Source organism: Pseudovibrio denitrificans JCM 12308, assembly GCF_001310815.1.
Taxonomy (GTDB): domain Bacteria; phylum Pseudomonadota; class Alphaproteobacteria; order Rhizobiales; family Stappiaceae; genus Pseudovibrio; species Pseudovibrio denitrificans.
In genome coordinates this window covers 133,966-159,715 of the sequence record NZ_BAZK01000008.1, presented here as the reverse complement: position 1 = coordinate 159,715, position 25,750 = coordinate 133,966, and the positions used below count along the sequence as shown (strand labels likewise).

The 25,750-nt window shown below is 52.5% G+C and carries 22 protein-coding genes and 1 pseudogene; 11 read left to right on the top strand and 12 right to left on the bottom strand.

Annotated elements, in window-relative coordinates; all coding sequences use genetic code 11:
* Positions 1-336: 336 nt before the first annotated feature.
* The 3 genes from JCM12308_RS12355 (at position 337) to JCM12308_RS12340 (ending at position 4,880) form a co-directional block, all read left to right on the top strand.
* Positions 337-1,551, top strand: coding sequence for an MFS transporter (locus JCM12308_RS12355; RefSeq protein ID WP_128647387.1), 1,215 nt, complete (start codon positions 337-339; stop codon positions 1,549-1,551).
* Positions 1,552-2,129: 578 nt separating this feature from the next.
* Complete coding sequence (locus JCM12308_RS12350; RefSeq protein ID WP_054783925.1) at positions 2,130-3,233, top strand: helix-turn-helix transcriptional regulator; 1,104 nt, start codon at positions 2,130-2,132, stop codon at positions 3,231-3,233.
* A 606-nt stretch (positions 3,234-3,839) separates the two neighbouring features.
* Positions 3,840-4,880 (top strand): AraC family transcriptional regulator, encoded by a 1,041-nt coding sequence (locus tag JCM12308_RS12340; protein WP_083417253.1) that lies wholly within the window; start codon positions 3,840-3,842, stop codon positions 4,878-4,880.
* On the opposite strand, the gene JCM12308_RS12335 is transcribed toward JCM12308_RS12340, so the two are convergent.
* On the bottom strand, positions 4,864-7,080 hold the full coding sequence (locus JCM12308_RS12335; RefSeq protein ID WP_164845303.1) for an autotransporter family protein: 2,217 nt from the start codon (positions 7,078-7,080) through the stop codon (positions 4,864-4,866). The two genes, JCM12308_RS12340 and JCM12308_RS12335, sit on opposite strands and share 17 nt — an antisense overlap.
* Before the next feature lie 595 nt (positions 7,081-7,675).
* On the opposite strand from JCM12308_RS12335, the gene JCM12308_RS12330 reads away from it, so the two are divergent.
* The 7 genes and pseudogenes from JCM12308_RS12330 to JCM12308_RS12300 all read left to right on the top strand — a co-directional run bounded on the left by JCM12308_RS12330 (position 7,676) and on the right by JCM12308_RS12300 (position 15,885).
* Positions 7,676-8,314: a hypothetical protein gene (locus JCM12308_RS12330; protein WP_128647386.1), complete on the top strand. Its 639-nt coding sequence runs from the start codon at positions 7,676-7,678 to the stop codon at positions 8,312-8,314.
* 1 nt (position 8,315) lies between these two features.
* The gene (locus JCM12308_RS12325; RefSeq protein WP_054783920.1) at positions 8,316-9,302 is read left to right on the top strand and encodes a phage exclusion protein Lit family protein; all 987 of its coding nucleotides are present in this window, start codon (positions 8,316-8,318) and stop codon (positions 9,300-9,302) included.
* A 1,120-nt stretch (positions 9,303-10,422) separates the two neighbouring features.
* Positions 10,423-11,823, top strand: a complete 1,401-nt coding sequence (locus tag JCM12308_RS12320; protein WP_054783919.1) for a tryptophanase — start codon at positions 10,423-10,425, stop codon at positions 11,821-11,823.
* An 82-nt stretch (positions 11,824-11,905) separates the two neighbouring features.
* A pseudogene (gene mtr, locus JCM12308_RS31520) lies at positions 11,906-13,182 on the top strand (tryptophan permease).
* 69 nt (positions 13,183-13,251) lie between these two features.
* Positions 13,252-14,106: a pyridoxal kinase PdxY gene (gene pdxY / locus JCM12308_RS12310; protein WP_054783918.1), complete on the top strand. Its 855-nt coding sequence runs from the start codon at positions 13,252-13,254 to the stop codon at positions 14,104-14,106.
* A gap of 14 nt (positions 14,107-14,120) precedes the next feature.
* Positions 14,121-14,507, top strand: a complete 387-nt coding sequence (locus JCM12308_RS12305; RefSeq protein WP_054783917.1) for a RidA family protein — start codon at positions 14,121-14,123, stop codon at positions 14,505-14,507.
* A 211-nt stretch (positions 14,508-14,718) separates the two neighbouring features.
* Complete coding sequence (locus JCM12308_RS12300; RefSeq protein WP_054783916.1) at positions 14,719-15,885, top strand: polysaccharide biosynthesis/export family protein; 1,167 nt, start codon at positions 14,719-14,721, stop codon at positions 15,883-15,885.
* A gap of 160 nt (positions 15,886-16,045) precedes the next feature.
* Here the strand turns inward: JCM12308_RS12300 and JCM12308_RS28300 are convergent, their stop codons facing one another.
* From JCM12308_RS28300 to JCM12308_RS12275, 6 genes are all read right to left on the bottom strand, one after another.
* Entirely contained in the window at positions 16,046-16,207 is a 162-nt protein-coding gene (locus JCM12308_RS28300; RefSeq protein ID WP_164845302.1) for a hypothetical protein, read from the bottom strand.
* 35 nt (positions 16,208-16,242) lie between these two features.
* Positions 16,243-16,689: an Lrp/AsnC family transcriptional regulator gene (locus tag JCM12308_RS12295; protein ID WP_054783915.1), complete on the bottom strand. Its 447-nt coding sequence runs from the start codon at positions 16,687-16,689 to the stop codon at positions 16,243-16,245.
* A 75-nt stretch (positions 16,690-16,764) separates the two neighbouring features.
* Positions 16,765-17,499, bottom strand: a complete 735-nt coding sequence (locus JCM12308_RS12290) for a copper homeostasis protein CutC (RefSeq protein ID WP_054783914.1) — start codon at positions 17,497-17,499, stop codon at positions 16,765-16,767.
* Entirely contained in the window at positions 17,496-18,449 is a 954-nt protein-coding gene (locus JCM12308_RS12285; RefSeq protein WP_054783913.1) for a glycosylasparaginase, read from the bottom strand. Before JCM12308_RS12285 ends, JCM12308_RS12290 begins: the two co-directional genes overlap by 4 nt.
* Before the next feature lie 411 nt (positions 18,450-18,860).
* Positions 18,861-19,898, bottom strand: coding sequence for a helix-turn-helix domain-containing protein (locus tag JCM12308_RS12280; RefSeq protein ID WP_208609165.1), 1,038 nt, complete (start codon positions 19,896-19,898; stop codon positions 18,861-18,863).
* 720 nt (positions 19,899-20,618) lie between these two features.
* Positions 20,619-21,224 (bottom strand): NAD(P)H-dependent oxidoreductase, encoded by a 606-nt coding sequence (locus JCM12308_RS12275; protein WP_054783911.1) that lies wholly within the window; start codon positions 21,222-21,224, stop codon positions 20,619-20,621.
* A gap of 103 nt (positions 21,225-21,327) precedes the next feature.
* On the opposite strand from JCM12308_RS12275, the gene JCM12308_RS12270 reads away from it, so the two are divergent.
* A complete protein-coding gene (locus JCM12308_RS12270; RefSeq protein ID WP_054783910.1) occupies positions 21,328-22,227 on the top strand; it encodes a LysR family transcriptional regulator in 900 nt (299 codons plus the stop codon).
* Between the two features lie 61 nt (positions 22,228-22,288).
* Here the strand turns inward: JCM12308_RS12270 and JCM12308_RS28295 are convergent, their stop codons facing one another.
* The 5 genes from JCM12308_RS28295 to JCM12308_RS12250 all read right to left on the bottom strand — a co-directional run bounded on the left by JCM12308_RS28295 (position 22,289) and on the right by JCM12308_RS12250 (position 25,748).
* Positions 22,289-22,444 (bottom strand): hypothetical protein, encoded by a 156-nt coding sequence (locus tag JCM12308_RS28295; protein ID WP_164845301.1) that lies wholly within the window; start codon positions 22,442-22,444, stop codon positions 22,289-22,291.
* A 66-nt stretch (positions 22,445-22,510) separates the two neighbouring features.
* On the bottom strand, positions 22,511-22,636 hold the full coding sequence (locus tag JCM12308_RS32275; RefSeq protein WP_280138369.1) for a hypothetical protein: 126 nt from the start codon (positions 22,634-22,636) through the stop codon (positions 22,511-22,513).
* An 11-nt stretch (positions 22,637-22,647) separates the two neighbouring features.
* Positions 22,648-23,130 carry a GNAT family N-acetyltransferase gene (locus JCM12308_RS12260; RefSeq protein ID WP_054783908.1) on the bottom strand — a complete coding sequence of 161 codons (483 nt, stop codon included), beginning with the start codon at positions 23,128-23,130 and terminating at the stop codon, positions 22,648-22,650.
* 78 nt (positions 23,131-23,208) lie between these two features.
* Positions 23,209-24,369, bottom strand: coding sequence for an acetate/propionate family kinase (locus JCM12308_RS12255; RefSeq protein ID WP_054783907.1), 1,161 nt, complete (start codon positions 24,367-24,369; stop codon positions 23,209-23,211).
* Positions 24,366-25,748 (bottom strand): bifunctional enoyl-CoA hydratase/phosphate acetyltransferase, encoded by a 1,383-nt coding sequence (locus JCM12308_RS12250; protein ID WP_008550879.1) that lies wholly within the window; start codon positions 25,746-25,748, stop codon positions 24,366-24,368. The genes JCM12308_RS12255 and JCM12308_RS12250 overlap by 4 nt, the downstream gene beginning before the upstream one ends.
* Between the last annotated feature and the right edge of the window lie 2 nt (positions 25,749-25,750).

Sequence of the window (25,750 nt, the reverse complement as noted above, 5' to 3'; positions counted from 1 at the left end):
GGACTGCTCTTATTCTGGAGTACTCTGCGGTTTTCCCAAATAACGGGATGGTTTCAGGGCGAACGGTGCGTCAATGGAATCGATAAAATCTCAGGGTAACTGGAGTACGTCGAGCGATATTTCGGTAACTCATTGCAATGTAAGAGTTATTGCATGAGGTGCGCGCGTGGAGGTGATAAGCGATCAGTCTAACTGGTTCCTCAGTATTTACATTTACTGGTTCTTTTGAAGTGCCAATCGTGCGCTTAGTGTGCCTGCCAGAAGCAAAGGTGGCTCAGATCAAGAGAGTTTGATCCGCGCCTGCTTTTCAAACACGATTATTTGAGGTGCCCGTGCATGTCTCGCACTCTGACATTTGTCGTTTATCTATTGGCCGTGCTGCTGCAAGCGGGAGCTTATGGCCTGACCTTCATGCTCCCACGGCTGTTCGACACATTCGGCGCCAATGAGAAAGCCGTCGGCCTCATCTTGCTGGTGGCAACCGTTTCCACGTTGATCGCCGTGTACTTCTCCGGTCACCTGTCAGACTGGTTTGGCCGTGTGGTCACCCTTGGGCTCGCCTGCCTAGCCATCGCTGCCGCTCTCGCGCTGTTTGCTGTGGCGGATGGAGTGAACGCAATGGTCGTCCTCGCCAGCTTGTTGCTGGGAGCGGGTTGGGGGCTTACCTATTCATTGGCACCGGTTGTGCTGACCCGGCTTGTGACAGCGGACGAGCGTATCCGCTACTTTGCTTTGCACTCAGTGGTTCTGATGGTTGGCTTTGGGCTCTCACCTGTTATGGCCTCCCAGATTGAAGCGGCAGGTGGCACCATTGCGGATGCGTTTCTCATCACCTCCGGTCTGTGCGTTCTCAGTGCCCTGCTGTTTTTTGTGCTGGTTGCGCCTGTGCGCCGACATGCCATCAATCCGGGACCTGAGGCCAGATCTCGCCTCAGCCTTGGCTATGTGGGCCGCATTTTGAAGGGCAAAGCGGTTCTGCCGATTATCATGGTGTGCCTCGGCGCCAGCGTGTTTGCGGGAATGAACAACTTCCAGACGGTGTTTGCCGATGCCAGAGGGCTCGACTACGCTCACTTCTTCCTCGCCTACACCATCACCGTTGTCATCTGCCGTGTGGCGCTGGCCAAGTTCAAAGGCGGCACGCAGCCCTACATGACCATCGCAGCCCTGCAATATGTGATGGCTGGCAGCGTTCTGCTCTTTGCGTTTTCAGGGGCCAGCGTTCCGGCTTACATCGTAGTCGCGATCCTGTTTGGGGTTGGATATGGTGCCTCTTATCCGGTGCTGGCAGCTATGGCCGCCAATGATGCGCAGGAAGATCTGGTGCCGCAAACCTTACAGCTGTTCGCGCTGACTTACTTCATCGGCATCTTCGGCTTTCCGCTGATTGCAGGCTGGATGATCGTGGAACTGGGCACTGCCCCGCTGCTCTACCTCATCGTTGCCCTCGCTGCCTTGGAAGCCACCATGCCCTGCGCCGCGCCCAAAACGATCAGGCCTCCCTCCCCCTTGCCGCTGACAAAGCAGCTTAAGCCACTGCGCTTTGTGTAACAAAAAACAGCTCGCGATGGAGGCTTGCGAGCTGTTTTAAAGCAAATGACTTAGATTAGATTCTGGTTTAATCGTCATCTCTGCTTGGTATGAATTTCAAATATAAATACAATAAGTTACGAACTATACATTCGAGTATTCCCTTCCCCCCATAACTGTTAAATCAATGCTGAATCTGGTTTGGGCGGCTCTGTTGAAGAGACCTGCAATGGCCTTGGCCGTGCCCGCATCATCTCTTCACTGAACTTACCCAAGTCCAGGATAAATCGGCTGATGTGTGGCTTGCTTCATGGCCACGAAACACAGTGATTGCTTAGAAAATGTAATCAGCCTGAGGCCATGCTAGGGAAAGCCTGAGGTGCAAAACATTCCTCAAATGGGGGCTTGTTAAAGAAAAAGGCTCAGCCTTCGCGCGCGCTCAAAAGAGAGGTATGTGATCATCTTTCAGAACCAGTGCCTCTCTGTTGCGATAAGAACTGGTAGTTCTACTTAAATGCTATTTGATGTTTACTTGCTATCCGCTACGGTAAGTTTATCGATTGCTGCGCGAATCATTGCTGTTTACATATTGCATATCCATGACAAAGGACTTTGATCTCTTCCTTACTCAGCTTTACGAGGCCGTTGAACACCCTGAGTTGTTCGAGGATGCACTTCTTACTGCCAGTGATCTGCTGAGAGCTTCCGGAATGCATCTTTACACTTATGATGCTGCCAAGCCGGAGGAGCGGTTGAACTATGTCGCGCGGATCGATCCTTCTTTTGAACCGGAATACACTGAGAACTATTTTGCTCATGACTACAGAATAGACCGGGTCAACAGATCGCCATACGGACAGATCATCACTGATGCTGAGATGACGACAGAATATGGCTTAAAAACCAATCCCATACATCAATTGCTTCCCAAGTTCGAAGTCTATGACCTTATGGGAACCAACCTGACCAAGGGCGATAACTTTGGCTGGTTTGGTGTGTCTTCGCTTAATCCGGGAGACGGGTTTTCCCCCCTCCAGCGCAAAATGTTTGAAAGCATGATCCCCCATGCCAGCAGAGCCCTGCATTATCGGCAGAGGGTCAGAAGCCTTGAGATGAGATTGTCGTTGAAGGACTCTGTTACCGGAAACCTGCCATTCGGGCTCATCATCTTTACGCAGTATGATATCAACTCCATCAACCCAAGAGCCCTTGAGATATTGGAGCATGGGTTCCTGAGGCTCAGGAAGACCGGGATCTCCTGCTCCGATCGCAAGCAGAACAAGAAACTGGAAGAGGCTCAGATCAGCGCACTGGTGGGTGGGCTGCCGATTGTGAACCTGACGGATGAACGCACAGGGACAACTTATTTGATCCAGATGTTCAACCCAAAGCCGCAGGCGTCCGACGGGTCCTTGGAAACAGCACAATATTTGGCCGTGAAGATCATGATGACCAGCGCAACCGCCAATGCCGACCCTGCTGTGATTGAGAAGCTAACTGACGTTTTCCGCCTCTCCAAAGCGGAGAGCCATGTCATCAGTGCCGTCCTTTCCAACACATCCCTGCAGGATTACGCGCAAGACAGATCGGTGCGGCTGGACACTGTCCGCAAACAGCTCAAGTCAGCCCTCTACAAAATGGGCATCAACTCCCAGAAACAACTCTTCCAACTCTACGAAGTCTTCCGCTCCTTCTCGCGATGAGTTGAGCTTCAAAGCATTCCAGAGCTCAATGAAATCAGATCGTCGATCTTATGGCGAAGACATCTACTCCGTATCTGTAAAGTATTGCCATCCGGCGAAACATAAAAAGATGATCGTTCCAAAAAGATGTATGAAGTTATGAATGCTCTCGGTCCAGTACCAAAAGGCAGTCGTTTCAACCCAAACATTTTTTTGGTTCTTGAACTCAAAAAAGTACTTACCAGCCTCTACTTTTTGGTCAATCACAGTACCACCCAGTAACCAAAGCAATATGAAACCACCACCAAGTACCGTAATGAACATAAACACTATGATGTAACGGATAATTCTATCCATTGGGGCTCGCAAATTTAAGATGTGTGGCAGCACAAGACTAAAGCAATCCTGCTATCTTAGTGTGTATTGTTCACATCTCAATAATTTACGACAGGAATATCCCAAGAAACGTGCGCCCGCCGGCTACACGGTGGAGGCGGTTTTGAGCGACCTATCAGTACACCCTCACCCGCTGCTCAAGAACCTGCGAAAAGCGTCAGTTTAGGATGGCAATTGCGCAGGGTGCATAGTAAAAATCACTAAGGTTTCGAAGCGCATATAGATTTGGGCATGCAGAATACGACGGGCTTGATACAATCAAAAACGATGGGCAGTGTTGCCTCGCATATTGCGAGTTATGCTATCTCCAGAGGTGTCCCACTTCAGGAGATCCTGAGCAAGCTGGATCTGGACCCGGTACAGCTGCTTGCTGCTGACGCGCGCCTGCATGAAGAAACCTTTCCCAAGATCATGAACCTGATGGCAGAGTCCCTGCCAAATGAGGCGTTCTCGCTGGATCTGGCCAAGGTGACACCCTTCTCAGCGCTTGGGTTCGTCAGCTCTGCCCTGGAGTTTGCGCCGACCTTCAGGGAAGGGTTGGAGGTGCTTGTGCAGTACCAGTCCGTCCTGTCCGATCGGTTGTCCTTTGGTTTTGAAAGCTCAGAGGTGACGACACGGGTTCAACTGCGCCATCCCATGGATGCGCTGGACCGAGGCATAACGGCAGAACTGGGCTGTGCTCTGCTCTTTCGGATGGTGGAAGAGTTTTATGGCGTTGCCTGCCATGTGCAGCAGGTGAGCTTTATGCATAAGCCTCTGGTTCCACTGCACCTTTATGAAGAGTATTTTGGCGTAACAGTTCTGTTTGAACAGCCAAGCAATGGGTTTTTGCTGGCGAATGAGGCGTTGAAATCGCCAAGCCGTCTGCCGTCAAAACCGCTCTATGACTATGCCCGCGCGCACCTTGATCGTCTGCATAAGGATCTTGAGAAGCCGGAGATGCAGTCTGAGGAGCTGCAGAGGGTCTATGATGCCATCTGTGAGAATGCAGCCCTGGCCGAGTATGGCGCGCCTGCGCTGGCGCAGCGGTTGAATATGAGCCTGCGCAGTTTGCAGCGCATTGTCAGCCGCAATGGGGCGGAGCTTCGGGAGATGCTGGAGGATGTTCGGCTGGCGAACGCCAAGCAGCTGCTCGCCAACCCGGATCTTACCATCAGCAGCATCGCGCATATGCTTGGCTATTCTGAAGAACGCGCCTTTCGTAGGTCGTTCAAGCGCTGGACGGATCAAACGCCCTCAAAATTTCGCCGTGCTGCTAAGGAGAAGGCGTAGCAGCCAACTCTTCAGAAGCTGATGAGAAAGCCTGCCTGCCTTCGCCGTGGACATCAACATCGCTGCCGGTAGCGGCTTCTGCGCGGGCAAACCAGCGGGTGGAGGGTGTAATCTGCCCACCTGCGTTGAAGCCGATGGTGCCGCGCAGGGCTTCGTCTTTGTCATCCAGCACAAAGCCGATATCCTGCCCCAGCAGAGCGCCGGTGAGGTTGTCGTCCCCTCGTGAGAGACGCCCCTCAACGGCGATGAAGGCATCCAGAGAGAACGCGGTCCCCTCATACGCGCGCGCGGTGAGTTGGGCGCGGCCGGTGAACTCATGCAGCGCCCGCTCATCCACGGAGAGGTTGCCCTCAGAGCCGCTCTCGGAAAAGCTCTGGATCGCCGCTCCGGCATAGCGCAGGGTGAGTGACGGCAGCACGGTTTGCTCCAGCACGGACAGCTCAGTTGCCAGAGTGATTTCCGGTGCGATGAACCAGGCGCCGTAGTCGGCTGAGGCGGTTTCTGTGCCCGTTGCCACTGTGTTGTTGGCGACGGAGCGTTCGCTGTCATAGTCGGAATAACCACCGGTGAGCACGAAGCTCACAGAGTGGGCACCGAACTGCTGCAGCCCATAAAGTCCGCCATAAAACGAGGTGATATCCGTCTCCTGACTGTCGTGGCTCACTTCCGTGCGGCCATAGGCGGTGCCAATGAAGCCCCCCAGCAGCTGGTCCTCACTCAACTGCCCATCAAGGCCCATCAGAATACCGCCGTAGCCGTGCGTGTTGTCAGTGGTTGCGCCGGTGCCCTTCCAGCGGCTGCCTGCGCCAAACGCGGACATCCAGAAATGGCGCTGCGGCTCTGCTCGGGGCGCCTGCTCCCCTGCCCCGTCAAATAGGTTGGCCATGATCCGCGCATTCACCCCATCGGAGATGCTGGCGCTCAGGTCCACAAAAGCGTTGTTCACGGCTGCAAGGCCGCTTGTGTCAGCCACGGCCACCTGATTTCCGCTCACCGCAAATGCGGCGCCGTTCGCCTCAACCTGCTGCGGCGTGCCGATAAAGGTGTTGGCAATGGAAAGGCCGTTTTCTACCGTCAGAGCACTGCCGGCGCCTCCATAGAGGATGGTTCCGATAATGACTGATCCCGGTTGAAGCACCAGATGATTTGACCCAACTGGACCAAACTCGATGGCGCTGTTGGTTGGGCTAAAGTCGTTCTGTATAACGCCGGAGTTGATCAGCGTTGCATCCCCGTCGGTTTCGTGCGTGAAGATAACGGCAGCTTCCCGGCTTCCGGTTAGGGTGCCTGAGTTGACGATTGTGCCGTGATGTATGCGGATTGCGGAGGAATGGGAGGTGATGCTCCCCGTGTTCGTCAGGCGCTCAATGCTGGTGGCGCGAATGCCGCTGTTTTGGCTTTCAATAGTGCCTGAGTTGTAAACGCTGCGGGCATGGCCGGACCCGTCTTCTCCGTCCAGATAGATGCCTTCGTCGTTACTGATGATGGTGCCTGTGTTCACCACGCTGTCGGCGGACCAGACGTTGAACCCCCCACCAAATTCAGAGTTGATCGTGCCATGGTTTATGATGGTGCCCGCATCACCATCGATTAAGATCACATCTCTGCTGGCGGAGATTGTGCCGGTGTTTTCAAAATACCCCAGCGCGTCTGCATCAACGGCTTCTTCATCGGCGGAAATAATCCCGGAGTTGATCAGGCTGCCAATACCCTGCGCGCCCAAAACCAGAATGCCATCGTCGGACTCGCTGATAATCGACCCGCTGTTGGTCAGGCTGCCGATGCTTTCTGCCTGAATGCCATCATCCTGCTGGCCCGTGATGCTGCCGGAGTTTATGAGCTCCTCAATGCGGTCCTGCGCGATGATGCCTTCATCCCCGCCCAGTATGGTGCCCGAGTTGATGATCAGATCTGCACTGCCAACATCAATGGCATCTTCCAGACCATGAATGAGGCCGGTGTTTTCCAGCGTCAGCGTGGAGTTTTGCGCGTTGATCGCATCATACAGATCGCGCGTGGTAGAGATGCTGCCCGCATTGATCACGGTGATGGAGGTTCCATCCACCGCATCAATAATGGCATGGGCTGTTCCCACTTCCACTGAAGCGCCAGACTGAACTTCCAATGTGGTGCCATCGGCAACTGAAACCTGTGTTGTCACAGTGGGGCTTTCAGCAACAACGGTTCCATCGTTAAGCACTTCTCCCGCAAAAAGGGAATGAGGTAGCAAGAGAACCGGCAGGGCCGTTATGCTTTTGAAAAGAACGTAAGGTTTCATGGATGGCATTCTGTCGTTGCTTTAGGGAACGGAGAACACCCCTCACCACCGACGGGCAGCTCTCCTGACCCCATAAAACACGAGAGTCCCCCACCCGGAAGGACACATCACGCCAACATCCGGACACTCAGCGCCAAAGTTGTTTTGGGGAGTGGTGATTGGGAAAATAGGGCTGCTGAGTGCATAGTGTAAAAAAGCATTTTGATCGTTCTTGAGAGGTGAATTACATCTAAATATGAGTTTACAGAGCATCAGCTCTCAAACAGTTGAGCGAAATACTTAACCCGGTAGATTAATGACTTTTAGTAACTTCCTTCTGGTGAACAGGTGTTTCTGTAAATATGATATTTTTATGAATGTAGTAATTAGGTATGCGATAGACGTTGTTGTTAAGTCATACTTTGATTATGTTGTAATATGACATATAGTTCCCTTGGGTAATTTAAAGGGGGTAGTAGTGTTTCTAAGATCTGTAATTTGCTTATTGCTTGGATGTAGCTTTGCAAGAGCTGAGAGCTTGGCAGACAATGCACAAATGATAAATGCTGCTTGGGTCGTACGCATATCAGAACGATTGACGCTTTCTATAGTTATAATCGTATTGGCGATTACAATTATAGTTGCTTTTTGGCGTAGTACTCAGAAGATAAATGTCTCTACTCAGTTTAAAGAAGTACCTTTTGCTGCGAGTATATTGCTGGGTACGCCTGTGTTTATTATGATAATACTTGTTGGGTACTCATATATAGTTCTGTCATCTCCACTGGAAACCAACGCTACTCAAAAAGTAGAGCAAGTAACTAATGTGCCTAAAGTGGATGGTGTATCTCATAATGTAAATGGGAGATTTTATTCTAGTCAGGAACTATTACAAGCTAGAAAACTTAGCGCTGCAATTAGTTCTATTGAAGCTTTGGCAAACGCAAACCTTCTGAACATTCCTATTGCTATAAATCAAAAAGAATTTGACCGTGCGCTCGATGTTTTGAAAGATCAACGTGTATTTTATGTCGTGGCATCAAATGGGGTGTCATCTGTTAAATTATGGAGAGAAAAAGGAGAGAACTTCCTATTAAATCCCTCAAGTTTTGGAGGCGAAGAATATGTGAAACTTAAGAATGTTTCAGAGTGGTATCGCCGTATAGGGGAGCATTAATATGCAGATTATATCTATTATTGCGTTCTTGATCACTTTTACCGCGTCAAATTTTGCAGCCGCTCAAACATCAGAACGACTAAGAGCCGCGCGGCAAATCCAAGCAATTACTCAGCAAGATATAAATTCCATTGTGAAACCAGCTCTTTTGAACGCGATGCTTCCGAAAGAAAGACGAATAGCGGAAGCCGTCAATATTGTGGTCGTTGTTGATGAAAGGATAGGCCGAGTTGTTGCTTTCATAGATAACTTCTCACAGAGAAAAATCGAAATTAGTACGGGGTTCCTTGCGTTAATCGGAGCGTCAATTGACGCGAATCTGATTGCCGGGAAATGGGGGTATTTAAAGGAAATTGGTGAATACAAAAACAAAATTGCCAATTTCCTGCGCGGAGCTAGACGAGAGATACGAGAAGGAGGAACTCCGATAAAACCTGAAAGCTTTGCTGAATATGTAGGGCTTCCAGACGATCAATACAAAAAATTCAGCAAATCAAAAGAGTATGATTACTCGTTTAGCGTTGCTATGAGGGTCATGTTGAGTTTTGTACTCGCACACGAATATGCGCACCACGTTTTTAACCATTTTGAGAATACTCCAGCTTCGTGCCTAAATGCACCTTTGGGAGAAGATTGTCTTAAAGCTCGGCGAGCTCAAGAAGATGAAGCCGACGACTTTGGAGTTCGCCTAAATTGGATGTTGGGAAACAATCCTCTCTTCGCTACAAATTACTTTATGATTTTTGGGTTAGTTGAGAACGGGCTTCTGAGTTCAGAGCATTCGCCTAGCGTTTGTCGATTAGAGAAGGTTTTAGATGCAGGGATACAGTTCTCGGAAAACAGTGATCGCATTGTACAGCATTTATTGCAGCAAAATTCAGAATTTCAAAAACAGTTTAAAATGCTGAAAAATTTTCGTGTTGTACTAAAAGAACAATGTGAGGCTGGAGGGCTTTTAACTGACACTGTTGTTCCGGGACTTTTTTAGGAAACGAGTTAAAGATCTGAATCCCCGGCACTGCACAATGAAATCCTTAAAAAACGCAGGAAAACACAAAAGAACGCAAACGAACGCGTTGCTATGTGAGGGGGATTGCTGAGCAGGTTTCATGGATGGTGGGGTCTGGTTTTGGTCAATGAGAGAGACTTATGCCCGGTGGGGCGATAAGTTATCAACTGCCGCGGTGAAGGGCTGACCTGCCGGGTGGGGAGGATAAGTGCGGGACCGCGCAATTTTGTTGCGGGGATAACGGGGTGTCAGCCGGAAAGTGTCGCTGAGAGAGGCCCTGTTGCAAATAACTTGGAATAATTGGCTCCTGTGAAATTTAACAGGCAAAAAATCTCTGAGATATCAAGAGTTCGTGGCGCCTCGTGCTTCCCGACAATTAATTTATAGGGTTCACCCTTGGGCGTTTTCAGGTGGAACGGCTTTTGCACATGGGAAAGAACATGGGTTCTAAGCAAAAACTAAGATTTTACAGAATTATTTACTGTGCTGGCTTGAAAAATACAGCGCCTGTTAATGCGGTGTGAAGTCTATACTGGCTTATCTACTTGTTCTAGGGGCAACCCCGTAGGAAAGAGGTAGAATAGCTGCTTGACACATGGGCAATTGTGGTTTCATATGCCCTTGCTATCACATGATATGCAGTAAAGATGAGGATTAGGTCATGAGCCGGTCAGTACTGGTTCTTCAGTATCGCAATAAAAAGAGCTTGGCGTGGTTTACGCAAGACGTTCGTCTTGCCTATGACTTCCCAAACGCGTGCGTATAAGCCTAGAGGCCCATCAGTCCCTTTAAAAATTTGAATGTGTGACGCCCAATCTACTTGGAGCTACGGGTGAATTACATCCACTCGTGTAGTCATTCGAGAAGCTTTACTTGCTCTGCTGCTGCGGAGCAACGGGTGAGCTGCGTCTATCATTCAAAACCGGGACTGCTGCCGCAACACGTTAATTCCAAAAGGAATGCCTGCACTTTCAGGCAGTTGTAACTTTCGCGCCAAAGGGTTGGAGAGCGACCCAACCTGTGCGCAGCTGCGTATTCCCAACGGTGGGAAACAGTTTTCTAAGAAGAATGCGCAGTATAAAATGCAAGGACTAGAACAATGAAACGTATCCCTGAGCCGTTCCGCATCAAAATGGTCGAGCCAATCAAAATGACCACTTTCGCAGACCGCGAAAAGGCATTGGCTGAAGCTGGCTACAACCCATTCCTGCTCGCAAGTGATGACGTTTACATCGATCTTCTGACAGACTCCGGCACCGGCGCCATGTCTGACTACCAGTGGGCAGGCATGATGATGGGCGACGAAGCCTATGCCGGCTCCCGCAACTTCTACAACCTGAAAGATGCGGTTCATCACTTCTTCCGTTATGAATATCTGGTGCCAACCCACCAGGGTCGTGGTGCAGAACAGATCCTGTTCCCTGCTCTGATCCGCCGCGCGAAGGAAGTTCGTGGTGCAGATAAGCACATCTTCATCTCCAACTACCACTTCGACACCACAGCCGCTCACGTGGAGCTGAACGGTGGTCAGGCGGTGAACGTGGTGGACGAACGTGCTTATGACACAACCACTTACTACGACTGGAAGGGTGACTTCGATCTGGAGAAGCTGGAAGCGGCGATCAAGGAACACGGCGCGAAGAACGTCACCGCGATCATCACCACAGTGACCTGTAACAGCTCCGGTGGTCAGCCAGTTTCCATGGCAAACATGCGCGCTGTTTACGAGATCGGCCAGAAATACGACATTCCGGTTGTGATCGACTCCGCCCGCTACTGCGAAAACGCGTATTTCATCAAGCAGCGTGAGGAAGGCTACGCGGATAAGTCCATCACCGACATCATCCGCGAGATGTACTCCTACGGCGATATGCTCACCATGTCCGCAAAGAAAGACCCACTGGTCAACATCGGCGGCATGTGCGCAATCCGCGAGAAGAAAGAGCTGTTCCAGGCCGTCCAAACCCTCTGCGTCCCAATGGAAGGCTTCGTAACTTATGGGGGATTAGCCGGCCGCGACATGGAAGCGCTGGCACGTGGTCTTCATGAGGGTGCGGATGAGAACTTCCTGCACTATCGTATTGGCCAGGTTAAGTATTTGGGCGATCGTCTCGTTGAAGGTGGCGTGCCAATTCAGTACCCAACCGGCGGTCACGCGGTGTTTGTAGACGCGAAGAAGATTCTTCCGCACATCCCTGGCGACCAGTTCCCTGCACAGGCTCTGTGTAACGCGCTGTACCTGGAATCCGGCGTACGCCCAGTTGAAATTGGCTCATTCTTACTTGGCCGCGACCCTGCAACCGGCCAGCAAAAAGAGTCCCCACTGGAACTCATGCGCCTCACAATCCCACGTCGTGTTTACACCAACGACCACATGGATTACATCGCGGATGCTCTGATCAACGTTGCGAAGAACGCAAAGGATATCAAAGGCTTCGAGTTTGAATACGAGCCACCTGTCCTGCGCCACTTCACTGCACGTCTGAAGCCAATCAAGTAATTTGGCACCTCGGGAGGCGCTGCTCTGTGCCTCCCTCTTTTCCTCACGGATATAACAAAACTACTTCACGGGAGAGAAGTAAATGTCTGAGGGCACACAAGTCGGTGGCATAGGCAACGCCACTGCAACAACCAGTCCATCCTTCCTAGGCGGTGCAATGATCATCGCCGGAACCGCAGTCGGCGCTGGTATGTTTTCCGTTCCAACCGTCAGCGCTGGCATGTGGAGTATCTGGGCTATTTTTGCGCTGGCCTTTACCTGGTTCTGTATGCTGCATTCCGGGCTTATGATCCTGGAAACAAACCTGAATTACCCGGTCGGCTCCAGCTTCGACACGATGGTGAAAGACACCCTTGGGAATGGGTGGAACACTGTCAACAACATCGCCGTGGCATTCGTTGGCTACATTCTCTGCTACGCGTACATCTCCGGTGGCGGCTCCATCGTGGTGCATACGCTGGATGCAACAGTTGGTGTTGCTCCTCCGCAGATGATAGCAGGCCTGATCTTTGCACTGGGTCTTGCCTTCTTCGTCTGGTGGTCCACAAAAGCCGTTGATCGCATTACAACAATCCTGCTCGGTGGCATGATCATCACGTTCTTCATGTCCGTGACAGGCTACACCTTCAACATGAAGGCCGCTGTGTTCTTTGACAGCGACAGTGGTATGGGGCTTGGGAGCTACTTCCCGTACCTGTTCGCAGCAATGCCATTCTGCCTGGCATCCTTCGGTTATCACCACAACGTGCCAAGCCTGATGAAGTACTACGGCAAGGAGCCTAAGAAGATTCTGCTCTGCTTGGTACAGGCACTTTCCTTGCACTGGTACTTTACATTGTCTGGTTGTTCGCCACATTGGGCAACATCTCACGAGCTGATTTTGGTCCGATTATTGAACAGGGCGGTAACATCGGCGTACTGGTGGAAGCTCTTGGCCGTGCAGTAGAAAGTACCTCTGCATCCAACATGTTGTCCGCATTTGGCAACATGGCTGTGGCAAGCTCCTTCCTGGGCGTTGCTCTTGGTCTGTTCGACTTCCTTGCAGACTTCCTGAAGTTTGATGACAGCCAGGCAGGTCGTGCGAAAACCGCTGCAGTAACCTTCGTACCTCCGCTGATCGGTGGCATCTTCTTCCCGGATGGTTTCATCATCGCGATTGGTTACGCTGGCCTTGCAGCGACCGTCTGGACTGCGATCGTTCCAGCCCTGATGGTGCGCGTCAGCCGCAAGAAGTTCGGCAATCCTCAGTTCCGTGTCTGGGGTGGCGAGGCACTGGTCTGGGTGGTCTTTGGCTTCGGCATTCTGGTTGCCGTCAGCCATGTGCTCGGAATGTTCAACGCACTTCCAGTTTACCCATAGCGCCGAGAATGGCTTTACGCTCTGCTGGGGCTCGCAAATGTGAGCCTCAGTTTAAACGAGGAAATTGAAATGAAAGGCATACTCTCCATCCAATCCCACGTGACATACGGCCATGCTGGCAACGGTTGTGCTGTATTTCCAATGCAACGCATGGGACACGAAGTCTGGGCAATCAATACAGTCCAGTTTTCAAACCACACCCAGCACCCGCAAGGTTGGACCGGACAGGCCCATGATGCCAAGCAAATCTCTGAAATCTTTGAGGGACTTGCCAAGCTGAATGTTCTTTCTCAGATCAAAGGTATTGTAACAGGGTACCTGGGGGGCCCTTCTCATTGTGATGTCATTGTCGACATCGTGCAGGAAGTTCGCCGTCATAATCCTGATTGTCTCTATTTCTGTGATCCGGTGATGGGCGCGCCTGACAAAGGCTGTATCGTTAGTGAAGGTGTGGCTGAGCTGCTGGTCAGCAAAGTGATGCCGATTGCAGATGTGATCGTGCCGAACCAGTTCGAGCTCTCACAGTTCATTGGCGAGCCGATTGAAACGCTGGAGCAAGCCAAACAAGCCTGTGCTAAGGCTATGGAAAAAGGACCGAAAATAGTTCTGGCCAAGCACCTGCACAGTGTCTCCGACGAAGCCTTCACCATGATGTTCGCCAATGCGCAAGGCAGCTATCTGGCTCAGCGCCCGCATCTGCCGTTTGAGCGCCAGCCGGTTGGCGTCGGCGATCTGATCACATCTGTATTTGCCGCTGGTTATCTGAATGGACTTTCTGAAGTAGAAGCGTTCCAGCACTGTAACAATGCGGTATACGGCGTGCTTAAAACCACGCAAGAAAAAGGCGAATGGGAGCTGCAAACAATTGCTGCTCAACAGGAATTCGTCTCACCATCCGAACAGTTCGACTTAACAAGCCTATAAAACAGGAAAAAACAATGACAGCTATCGACACCTCCAAAGCACCTGCAGCAATTGGCCCTTATGTTCAGGGCGTAAACCTCGGCCAGATGGTGATCACCTCCGGTCAACTGCCTATCAACCCGGAAACCGGTGAGATGCCTGCTGATGTTGCTGAGCAGACCCTTCAGTCTTTGAAAAATGGTCTGGCGATTGTTGAAGAAGCAGGCCTTGCTGCGAAAAACATCAAGAAGACAACTGTTTTCGTGAAAGATCTCAACGACTTCGGTCGCGTGAATGAGGTTTATGGCAAGTTCTTTGAAGACAATAATGCACCGTTCCCAGCACGCTCCTGTGTGGAAGTTGCGCGTCTTCCCAAAGACGCTCTGGTTGAGATTGAAATGATCGCCTGCTTAATCGGGTAGGATTTCCCCTGCAATGCTCGTGGTCCAAAGCGAGCATTGCCCTCATGTCATGATTTTGAATAGTGTCTTAGTTTCAATTACTTGTAACTCCCTTTCGATAATTCAACCACTTAATCTGCAGTATTTATCTCCCTTCATTGTCCTACGCTCAAACTGCAATAGCTAAATCCGGCGGCTACTCCAACGCTCACGAATACGGCAGTGTCGACATGTGAAAACATGTTTGCACATATCTGGCTGGTTGGAGTTCCTTGTTGCATCTGCGCTACTACTGGCTGTCGCCGGGTGCTCGGAAATTCCAGGACATGGCCCAAGCGCTTATCAGGTTGAGACGGCAACCTCGCAGAGTGATGAGCAATCCCTGAGCTATGTCATGCTGGATGTGGATGTGCCGACAATTCAGCACTTATCTAATTATGCCAGTAACTTACCTCCCAAAGAGTTCCGCGTTGGTAAAGGCAAACGCAGCACGATCCATGTTGGAGTTGGCGATCAGCTCTCCGTCGGAATCTGGGAGTCCATTCCCAATGGTCTGTTCTCTACACAAGGGCAGAAGCGAACGGAACTGGGGCTTGTCGTGGATGATAAGGGCAAGATTTATGTGCCCTATGTTGGCGAGCTGAATGTAGAAAACAAAACGATCTCTGAGGTGCGTGAGCTGATCCTTGCTGGTTTGGAGGGGAAGGCCGTTGACCCGCAAGTGGTTGTAAACCTACAGGCAAATGGGTCTCACAAAGTGATCGTGATTGGAGATGTGGCAAGGCCGGGCCAGTTCCGCGTGCATGAGGATGGGCTGAGTCTGGTCGAGGCGATCTCTGAGGCTGGGGGGACAAGGAACCCGGACTATGAGTCGTTCGTCACCGTTGTGCGGGATGATAAGAAGTTCCGATTTGGACTGGATGACATTGCGGAGCAACCAGCCAACAACATATGGCTGAGACCGAAAGATATCGTCTCCATTACGCACCAGCCGAAGTCCTTCACAGTGTTCGGGGCAGTGGTCGCGCGGCGTAAACATGACTTCCCGTCTTCGCGATTGAACCTGTCAGAAGCCATTGGAATGTCTGGTGGTTTGCATGATGGAACAGCGGATGCAACGGGTGTGTTCCTGTTCCGGTTTGAGGATCGGCAGAAGATGATGCCATTGCTTCCACCGCATGAGCAGCACAATGAGTTTGAGACTGTTCCCGTTGTTTATCGTCTCAACCTGAAGGAACCCAGCGGGTTGTTCCTGACGCAAGCCTTTGAGATTAAAGATAAAGACGTCATCTATGTTGCCAACTCCTCTGTGTCAGAGGTCAACAAGTTCATCAGTATCCTGGTTTCCCCGGTCACCGGAACGTTGCGTTCAGGCGTAGCGCTGGCTGGCATGCCTTAGCAACCAACTGATCGCTAACGATTGATTTTGCTGAGGTATTTGCTGTGCGTGTCTGTTTCGAAACGAAAATTTTGGACACTTTGCACTCTGGCATTACCCTGAAAAATGGAGGAATTTATCGATAGAGGCGGTTGGGCAATATCCTCTCCGATCCTCTTGTTCAGAGGCGTTGAGGGGGCGGCCTCTGCATCAGCTTTGCGGTAAAGTGCTGATGTAATTGAATTCTTCGCGATGAGCCGATCGCGCAGAAGATAACGATCAAGGGCGTTTTCACCTTAACATTTGCTTCCACAGCAGAAATGCCTTTGATCGTTTCATCCACGCAGTGCGTTCTTCAAAGTAATACGACAAAAATCGCTAGAGTTTATGTTGCCACTCTCTTAGAACGAAGGTCGTGTGCATAGAATCTACATAAGGTAACCTGCTGATGCGGAATCTGGCTGATTCCAATGCTTCCTGTGAGATAGCTTCTACCATCACGATCATATCGGTGGTTGGAGAGGAAACTGTCCAGCAGCCCTTCACTTCCTCCCATTTTTTGACGTGATCAAACAGAGTTTCACAGGCTGGTTCTGTCAGATGAACATGGAAGAAGCTCTTCAGTGTGCCAGTGTTTCTGACGTCCGCATCTTCCAGATCAACCGTAAATCTCTTAATGATACCAGCATCATATAACCGGTCGATCTTTGTTTTGACGTTGGTTCTGGACGTGCCGATCTTCTGGGCAATCTCTGTGAGGGACTGCCGCGCGTTCTCTTGCAAAAGAGAAAGGATCTTCCGTTCTGTATCGCTTAGATTTTGCATTTTCTCGGGTAAAGTAATTCATTGAATTTCAAAATTGGCGCGACAGTATAATTATTGGTTTTCTAGTGCAATCAGCTAGTGGTCTAATGTAGTTTGAGATAAATCAAGAAGTATAGTCTTTAGCAGTCTAACCTGATTTTCATCGGTCTTCTTTTCGCCCGCCGCTTCAAAGCCAAAATCCAGCAGAGTCTGATCCTGCGGATAAGTTGAACCGCATCCAGCATGAATCTCAGTGAAGTCAGCAGCTTGCAGGATGTCCGGGGCTGTTTGCGCGTTGATACCTGAGCCCGGCATGACTGAAAGGCGCCCAGCAGCCGTGTGGTGCATCGCTGCTAAATTCTCAATGCCATCAAATGCTTTGTGAGCACCGCCGGAACTGAGGATGCGTTCGTAACCAAGGTCCACTGCGGTTTCCGTTGCCTCCACCAGATCAGGAGCCAGATCAATAACCCGGTGGAGGGTCAATCCAAGCTCATCCGAGTGATCTATTAGATTTTCCAATAGTTTAGCGTCAAGTGCGTTGCTATGTTGGTTTGCGCCGAGGACGACGCCGGCTAAATTGGTATTACGAACAGCATCGATTTCCCGCTTCATCTGGTCCACCTCCTGCGGGGAGAAGATGAAGTTACCCCCGCGCGGGCGGATCATGGCGTAGACCGGGATGGGGGCTTTAGCGGCCAGTTCCATCAGACCGACGGAGGGTGTGAGGCCACCCATGGCGAGGCAGGAACACAGCTCAATCCTGTCAGCGCCACCGACAACAGCGGCGTTCAGCCCAGCAATGCTGTCGACACAGACTTCCAGCTTCATGACAGCGCCTCCACCTGCCCGGCGAGCAGGTCTTCAGCAAGGATAGCTTTGCGCTTTTCCGGTTGGCCCAGCTCAGGTGTCCAGACCCAATAGACGATCTCCTCATCACAGCCCACATTGACCACACGGTGTTTGCCTGCAGCATCAATGGCATGGATCACCACACCGCCAATATAGCCGCTCTCCAGCTCCTGCAGTTCAGAGATTGCCAGCCGCAACGCATCATCCAGTGAGATACCCAGTTTCATGGCCAGCACTACAGTGCGCGCTGTGCCGCAACGCATGGTCATTTCGCCGGTATGCGTGCAGGCCGCCGCGCCATATCGGCTGTCTGCATAAAAGCCAGCACCGGGGATCGGAGAGTCCCCCACCCGTCCAGGATATTTCCAGGCCCAACCGGATGTTGACGTGGCCGTGCAGATGTTGTTCCCGCTGTCTTTGCAAAGGAATACGGTGGTGTCGCGCACCTTTTCCGGGTCAGTGATGGCCTTGGTGAGGGGGGCCAGATCCGTGTTGGGGAAGGCAGCCTTTTGCTCCTCACTCATCACCTCTTCCAGCTTGCGCCACCACACCTTTTTGCTGTGGTCCAGAAGGGCGGGGTCTTTGGCAAACCCAAGCTCATCGGCATAACGCCGGGCGCCCTCACCCACCAACATGGTGTGGGGCAGATTATCCAGCACTGCTTTTGCCAAACGTGTGACTTCCAGCGTCATCGGCACACCAGCTACAGCGCCATAATCCCGTGTGGTGCCGTTCATGACACTGGCGTCGAACTCCATATCTCCCAGAAGGTTGGGCCAGCCGCCATAGCCCACACTGCGCACCTTGGTTTCTGCTTCCACCAGAGACAGCCCTGGCACCAACGCATCCAACCCATGTGCTCCGTTTTGCAGGTGGTCCGCCGTGGTGCCAATGCCCGGCCAGCTTTCAGAATTTCCAAGTACAATCATTGCGCAGCTCAAAACTTATCAGAGAATAAATCACAGCAACTCTTCGGCGCACCACGCGCCTTGTCAATGCTACCAATCCAGCGCTCAAGGCTGTCTCTCATATGAATAGGCGTTGAGGCAAACTGCTAACACGTTGAACTGAATGATATATCTGATATGAAAATTGGTAGCACCTAAATCTGTGAGCGTTTGCGTTGTTTTGTGCGTTCCTTTGAAAGCTTTTGCGTTTTCCTGCGTTGCTATGTTTCCACTCGCAAATCGCGCCACGCTTGCATGATAACAGCCGTTAAGCTGGTAGCTTTGTACCAGCTCACAATGAGAACGCAGTAAGCAGGGACCAGTTGAACAAGGTACCGGGTGATTAATGACCGATTGAAATGAGGGGCTGCAAAATAGATAAAGATTGCCCCCTCAGTTCAGCGATGCCCCGTTCAGTGTGGCGAGCCAGTTGGCGAAGATGCCGCTGGAGGTGCGCAGTTGTTGGCCTTTGCCGGCGGAGACGTCCATCAGGATGTCGCGGGGCGAGACGCCGTAGTGTTCTTTGAAGCTTCGGGTGAAGCTGGAGGCGTGGGAGAAGCCGCAGCTCTCGGCGATCTGCTGAACCTTTACCACCTCGCTTCCGGTGCGCAGCAGTTTGCGCATGGCGTGTTTCATGCGGATGTAGCGCAGGAAGGCGACGAACCCACCCATGGGCTCAAACAGGCGGTAGAGCGTTGTGCGGGAGATGTTGAGGTGCTTTGCCACCTCAGTGCTGTTGAGTCGCGGGTTGGAATAGGTGCGGCTGATGTACTCCGCAGCTTGTAAAAAGCGCGCTGCGTTTTGGCTGTTCTCATCAAGAGCGAATGAGACGCATGGGCCGTTGTTCATCTGGTTGGCAACAAGCTTGGCGATGCACTCCACAATGGGCGCAACGTCTTCATCTGTCAGATCCCCCAGTTGACCGCGTAACAACTGCATCATGCTGATCACCGCATTGGCAGAGCCGCCAATGGCCGGGATGCATAAGGTGGGATAGGTGCGGTCACCATGCAAAAACGGCGCAAGGGTTGCCCGTGGTAGTGCAAGCGTCATCTGCTTGTAAGAGCTGTGCTCCACCACAAACGGTTCCGCCATATCCTGAATGATGAGATGACCCGGCTCAATGTCCACGCTGTGTCTGCCCATGTGGGTGACGCAGTTGTGGGTGTGGTCGTAAAACTGCACGAACACGGCGTCCATGCCATCTCGCGCGATGCGTTGGCTGGAGCGGATGAACTTGTGCGGGGTTGCGTTGATGGTTGCTACAAAACCGCTTTGATAGCGGGACCCGCGCACGCCTGCGCCGAAGGCCTCCGGTGATGCGCTGCTGGAGGATAAACACACCTCGCCAGACGCCTCAGCCACCCCTTCGCGCCATTCTTCCCAGTTGATGCTGGGCCGGTAGATCACCTCGGGTCTCAGGTTTTTCATTGAGTTCTTCGATTCAACAGACATTCTACTCGATACTATACTGCAACACGTGCAAGGCAATTCCAGTCTGCACTCAAAATATTCCTGAAGGCTGGAGAACGAAGGAGCTTCGGTCCCGATTGAGAAAGAGACCTGCGAGGCCACTCCGTTCTGTCAGTTTTCGTCCCCTCCCGTTGAAAAGGATGCAATACGGGCATTGCTTCCGTGGTCCTGCTTATGGTTGGAGGCAAGGCGGTGGTCTGCAATGTATTGCGGGTTTACTCTGACAGGAACGTGTTCACTCCAGCCTTCAGATGACCAAGCTTCAGGAATGCGATCCCCGAGTTTCGGCCATGAAAAAGAATTCTGAAAAAGAATGCAGTGCTGATCATCAGATCATGACACCGAAAACATAGTCACCGCCATGTCACCCCATCCATAATGCCACGGTAGGCATATCCTCCTGAAGGATGAAGGTTAAAACAAGGGCGTGAAACAAAATGCTAAAACAAAGCTGTGCTTTGAAACGCCAGGTTAAGAGAAGTGGACGGCAGGCCAGTGAAGTGGTCGATAAAGATCGAATCGATTTTTAAGTATGTGCTGTATCTGCCATGCATTGGCGGCAACCGGGTGCTCTTCCTGGCGTAATTTTGAAAACAGCAGCAGAGGTGCCCACACTGCAGAAAGGCCAAAAGGCGAGCCAATAGGCCCGCCTTTGAGTTGCTTTGGGGGAATGGAGGTCTAAGTGCTGACACGCGCAGCCAGTTTGGCGTCTTCTTCCAGCATTTTATCCAGCCGTGCTTTTTTGATGGCCGGGTTCAACTCCGGGTCCAGCACATGGGCCAGCACTGTGGCTTTGGAGGCGATGATGTCCTCATCACTGGCTACAGCTGCTCCGTGGAACACGAAGGGGCGCAGATAGGTCATGCCGGTCAGCAGAGCCGTTTGCTGGAAGGGCTTGAGCAGCTCGTCCATGCTGAAGTTGTTGTACCCACCTGCGTGATAGCTGTCCTCCGGTCCGCCAGTGGAGGTTGCCAGCAGCAGCTCTTTGCCCGCAAGCTTGGTGCCGCTGGGGCCATACGCAAAGCCATAGGTGAGCACCTGATCCATCCAGGCTTTCAGGACAGGTGGGGCGGAATACCAGTAGAGCGGAAACTGGAAGACGATGCGGTCGTGGGCAAGCAGGAAGTCCTGCTGTTCTGCCACGTTGAAGTTCAGGGTCGGGCCGCCAAGACGGGTCAGATCCAGCAGGGTGATGCCGTCTGTTTCAGCAAAAGTTTCAAACCATTTTCTATTGATGCGGGACTTGCTGAGGTCGGGATGGGCGGTGAGAACGAGGGTTTTCATTGGGAGACATCCTCTCTGAGTTGCTGTTGCACTCTTTATAGCTGGATGCACACGTGCTATTAATTGCCTGATTTTCTATCTGATAGATGTATGGAATCGAATAATGCGTCTCCCCCTCGCCATGCTGGAAGTGTTCAACGCCATTGCGCAAAACGGCAGTTTGCGGGGCGCCGCCAATGCTCTTGGCATCAAACCTTCCACGGTCAGCCATCAGTTGAAGTCTCTGGAAGAGCAGCTTGGAACGGCCCTGTTTGTGCGCACCACACGCTCAGTGACGCTGACGGATGCGGGCCGTGCACTGCAAAGCGGTGCCGGGGCGGCGTTCGATTTGCTGGGGCAAGCGGTAGAGGATGCAAAGGAGTATGGCAGCAGTGCACGGGGGGCTTTGCGCCTGACGCTGCCTGAGTTTGTGTTCCATACGTTTCTGGCCGATCTGCTGCCCGGGTTTCAGGCGAAATATCCGGAGATCCAGCTAGAGTTTTCTTTGAGCGATGCCATCGTCGATATTGTGTCAGAAGGTCTGCATGCGGGTTTTCGAACAGGCAGTCTTGTTGCGCAGGATATGATTGCCCTACGCATCTCGGATCCGCAGCCGCTGACCGTGCTTGGCAGTAAAACCTATCTGGATCAGCACGGCAGGCCGGAAAAACCGGAGGATCTGCTGGACCACGCGTGTATCCAGTACCGCTTCCAGACCTCAGGCCAATTGGCGCCCTGGGTGTTTCAGGTGGATGGTGATCGGGTGGAGATCGACGTCAAAGGCGGACTGGTTCTCAACACCCTGCCCTCTCAATTGGAGTTGATGGAGCAAGGCATGGGTCTGGCCCTCACCTTCCGCTACTATGCGCTGATGCAGTGCGATGAGACCAAGGTGGAACGCCTGCTGGAAGACTACCTCGACCCCGTCGCTCCGCTCTACCTGTTCTACCCCCGGGAATACAAAGACCTCCAACCCCTGCGCCTCTTCATCGAGCACATCAAAGCGCATCGGAAGTTGTCGTAGTGGCGAGATGCTCTTCTGAAAAAAAGGCTACAGAAGTCATTTGAAGGCGAAAGAATGCTGATTAATCGAATGTCGATTGAGCGATAATCTCTGAGCATTCAATTTCATAGAAGACATCTTTGGTCTTCTGGCTACTAAAGCAGTTCCATTGGATGAGGAGTTTGACACCAGATCGTGTTGTCTCGAAAAAGACGATTTCACCGTCTGATTGTTCCATGCTGAGATCGGATACCAGCTCTCCTTCTCTCCGAATTATTTTCACCTGCAGCAGTTTGACCGATACTCAAAAACTTCGTCCGTCAATGATGACATCGTCAAACTGAATGGAAACAGCGTCTTCGAATACCGAAAGCGCATCAATAGAAGCATCATGCAGTGATGATAATATAGCAGTTGTTGCTTCGTTCATGATCAGATGTGTCAACTTTCCGGCGCCTTATATGGTGGGACTTGGCGCAGGACCATGCCGTGTTTTTGGTCGGCTTTGTAGCCGAGGCTCTCGTAGAAGCCTTTGGCGTCGCGGTCTTTACCGGTGAGGAGCATGATTTTGTAGGCGTTGGCTTGCCAGGCCTCATTGCGCAGGGTGTCCATGACCATGCGGCCAAAGCCTCGGCCCCGGTAGGCTTGCAGGGTCACCACATTCTCAACAAGGCAGTACGGGCGGCCGCCATAGGTCATGTTAGGCAGAATGTGGAGCGTGGCGCAGGAGACGATCTGGTCGTAAATCTCAAGCCCAAACACCATGGTGCCGTCATGGTCCAGAAGCTTGGCGAAGTGGGCACGCCCCTCCTCTCCGCGTGCCAGGGGAACACCTTCTGTGAGCTCATGCAGGAGGCCGAGATAATCCTCAAAATCGTCAATGGTCAGGCGGCGGACGGTGATGGTGGGCGAGAGGACAGACATAACGGGACTCACTGAAAACGTGCAGCATGAAATATACGGGAAGTTTACCGCGAAGTTTTCCTGAGTCCCAGTCTCTCTCTATTGAGATTTGCTGCAAGCGGCTGCCACTGCGCGGGCGATGACTTGCTCTTCGTTAGTGGGGATGATCAGCACCCGCACCCGTCCGGTGCCGATTTCCGGCGCGTTGGCCATGTTCTTTTCCTGATCAATGGTGATGCCCAAAAATTCCAGCGGTTCACACACGTTAGAGCGTACCCGTGCGGAATTCTCGCCCACGCCTGCGCTGAAAATGAGCGCGTCGATGCCTTCCAAACTGGCGGCCATGGCACCAACTTCCCGGCGGATCTGGTAGCTGTAGTAGTTGATGGCTTGTTTGGCGAACAGCTCTTCGGAATGTTCCAGCACGCGCATATCGGAGGATTCTTCGGATAAACCCAGCAGGCCGCTGCGGCGGTAGATGATGCTCTCTATCTCCTCCGGCGACAGCTCTTTTTCTTGCATCAGGTAGAGCATCACACCTGGGTCCAGTCGCCCGCAGCGGGTACCCATGGGCAGGCCATCCACGGCGGAGAAGCTGGTGCTGGCGTTGATGGAGCGTCCTTCTTCCACCGCGCACATGGAGGCGCCGTTGCCCAGATGGGCAATCACGAGGCGGCCGTTGGCGATATCGGGATACTCGCGGCGCAACTCGCTGCAGATGTAATCAAAGGAAAGCCCGTGGAAGCCATAGCGGCGCACGCCTTCCTCATAAAAATGGCGCGGAATGGCGAAGGCGTCATTGGGGAAGGTGTGACCGGCATGGAAGGCCGTATCAAAACACCCGATCTGCAGCACGCCGGGAAACACCTGCTTGGCTGCGCGGATGGTTGCCAGACTGTAAGGTTGGTGGAGCGGGGCTAGCGGGATCAGTTGTTCCAGCTCCTGCACCACTTCAGAGGTCAGCTCTGTTGGTTTGTAAAACGCGTTGCCGCCATGGACGATGCGGTGGCCAATGCCCACCACGGACTTGCCCTTCAGATGAGGTTCCACGCGGGTGAAGATGGAAGCCACGGCTCCGGCATGGTCAACGTGGCCCAGATCTTCTACAATCTGCTCACTCGCCGTCTGCATTTTCAGGCGGGCGTGAGGGCCAAGACGCTCAATGATGCCGGAGATGAAAAGCTCAGGTTCCGTTGCCGCTTTGTAAAGCGCGAATTTGACGGAGGATGAACCGGTATTGAGCGTAAAATAAAAACTCATGCTTTCTGGCTCGCAGCGTAAAGAAGCGCAACAGCGCAAGACATCAAACGGGCCTTGTCGTCATCGGCGCGGCTGGTGAGGATCACCGGACACCGGGCACCCATAACAACGCCGCACACCTGAGCATGGGCAACGAAGGCCAGTTCCTTGGCTAGCATATTGCCAGATTCCAGATTGGGCACAACCAGTACATCTGCCCTCCCTGCAACCAAGGAGGTGATGCCTTTGGTCACCGCTGCATCAATGTCTATGGCGTTGTCCATGGCCAGCGGTCCGTCAACAATGCCGCCTTTGATCTGGCCGCGTTCTGCCATTTTGGAAAGGATCGCCGCATCAAGGGTGGAAGGAATTTTGGTGTTCACCGTTTCCACGGCAGAAAGGATGCCCACCTTGGGCTGCTGTTGCCCCAGAGCCTGCGCCAGATTGATGGCGTTCTGGACAATATCCACTTTGGCTTCCAGATCTGGCGAGATGTTGATGGCCGCATCGCTGATGAAGAGCAGATGATCCAGCCCCGGCACGTCCATCACAAACACATGGCTGAGGCGATTATCTGTACGCAGGCCGATGTCCCTCTTCACGATCTGGGCAAGCAGCACATCCGTGTGCAGTTGGCCTTTCATGATCGCCTGCGCCTTGCCTTCACGCACCATGGCCACCGCCTGTGCCGCAGCCTGTGTGTGGCCTGCCACATCAAGAATGGTGCAGTGGGCCAGATCCTTGCCAAGTCGTTCAGCTGCATCCTCGATCTTGTCGCGGTCACCGATCAGGATTGGCTCGATCAGCGTGTTTTCCGCCGCCAGCAATGCGCCGCCCAGAGACTTACGGTCTTCCGGCGCCACAACGGCGGTGATGAGTGGTGGCAACGGGCGTGCAAGGTCCAGCAGGCGTTCAAAGTGCTCGTAACTGCGCACGGTCAGTCCCGGCAGGCTGACGGCCTTGGCGATTTTGCTGGTGCGTGGGGCGATGACTTCCGCCTCTCCTTCCACGATCATCTGACCATCAGCGCGTTCTACGGTGGTTTGCAGTTTCACCACATAATCCGGCAGTTTTTCTGTCACCTTCACCCGCGCTGTCAGGTGGTCACCTTCATAGGCCCGACCCAGAAAGCGCAGATTCTGGCTCCTGTAAAGCGTGCCCGGCCCCGGCATCTGGTTGCCCAGCACGGCGGAGATCAGGCTGGCGACCCACAGTGAAGGAGCAACGCCCTCAAAGTCCCCTTCCCCCTCGCGGTCTTCCTTGGGCAGGTGGATGGGGTTGAGGTCGCCGGAGGCATGGGCGGAGACATAGAAGTCATCTGCTGAACAGGTGCGCTCATAGGTGGCTTCCATGCCCACTTCGATCTGATCATACGGCGTGTTCTTGTAGGTCGTTGTCATCT

What these genes read in the sequence shown, in the direction of transcription:
- JCM12308_RS12355 (WP_128647387.1), top strand. Translation starts at nt 337, where the DNA reads ATGTCTCGCACTCTGACATTTGTCGTTTATCTATTGGCCGTGCTGCTG.
- JCM12308_RS12350 (WP_054783925.1), top strand. Translation starts at nt 2,130, where the DNA reads ATGACAAAGGACTTTGATCTCTTCCTTACTCAGCTTTACGAGGCCGTT.
- JCM12308_RS12340 (WP_083417253.1), top strand. Translation starts at nt 3,840, where the DNA reads ATGCAGAATACGACGGGCTTGATACAATCAAAAACGATGGGCAGTGTT.
- JCM12308_RS12325 (WP_054783920.1), top strand. Translation starts at nt 8,316, where the DNA reads ATGCAGATTATATCTATTATTGCGTTCTTGATCACTTTTACCGCGTCA.
- JCM12308_RS12320 (WP_054783919.1), top strand. Translation starts at nt 10,423, where the DNA reads ATGAAACGTATCCCTGAGCCGTTCCGCATCAAAATGGTCGAGCCAATC.
- pdxY (WP_054783918.1), top strand. Translation starts at nt 13,252, where the DNA reads ATGAAAGGCATACTCTCCATCCAATCCCACGTGACATACGGCCATGCT.
- JCM12308_RS12305 (WP_054783917.1), top strand. Translation starts at nt 14,121, where the DNA reads ATGACAGCTATCGACACCTCCAAAGCACCTGCAGCAATTGGCCCTTAT.
- JCM12308_RS12295 (WP_054783915.1), bottom strand. Translation starts at nt 16,689, where the DNA reads ATGCAAAATCTAAGCGATACAGAACGGAAGATCCTTTCTCTTTTGCAA.
- JCM12308_RS12290 (WP_054783914.1), bottom strand. Translation starts at nt 17,499, where the DNA reads ATGAAGCTGGAAGTCTGTGTCGACAGCATTGCTGGGCTGAACGCCGCT.
- JCM12308_RS12285 (WP_054783913.1), bottom strand. Translation starts at nt 18,449, where the DNA reads ATGATTGTACTTGGAAATTCTGAAAGCTGGCCGGGCATTGGCACCACG.
- JCM12308_RS12280 (WP_208609165.1), bottom strand. Translation starts at nt 19,898, where the DNA reads ATGAAAAACCTGAGACCCGAGGTGATCTACCGGCCCAGCATCAACTGG.
- JCM12308_RS12275 (WP_054783911.1), bottom strand. Translation starts at nt 21,224, where the DNA reads ATGAAAACCCTCGTTCTCACCGCCCATCCCGACCTCAGCAAGTCCCGC.
- JCM12308_RS12270 (WP_054783910.1), top strand. Translation starts at nt 21,328, where the DNA reads ATGCGTCTCCCCCTCGCCATGCTGGAAGTGTTCAACGCCATTGCGCAA.
- JCM12308_RS28295 (WP_164845301.1), bottom strand. Translation starts at nt 22,444, where the DNA reads ATGGAACAATCAGACGGTGAAATCGTCTTTTTCGAGACAACACGATCT.
- JCM12308_RS32275 (WP_280138369.1), bottom strand. Translation starts at nt 22,636, where the DNA reads ATGAACGAAGCAACAACTGCTATATTATCATCACTGCATGATGCTTCT.
- JCM12308_RS12260 (WP_054783908.1), bottom strand. Translation starts at nt 23,130, where the DNA reads ATGTCTGTCCTCTCGCCCACCATCACCGTCCGCCGCCTGACCATTGAC.
- JCM12308_RS12255 (WP_054783907.1), bottom strand. Translation starts at nt 24,369, where the DNA reads ATGAGTTTTTATTTTACGCTCAATACCGGTTCATCCTCCGTCAAATTC.
- JCM12308_RS12250 (WP_008550879.1), bottom strand. Translation starts at nt 25,748, where the DNA reads ATGACAACGACCTACAAGAACACGCCGTATGATCAGATCGAAGTGGGC.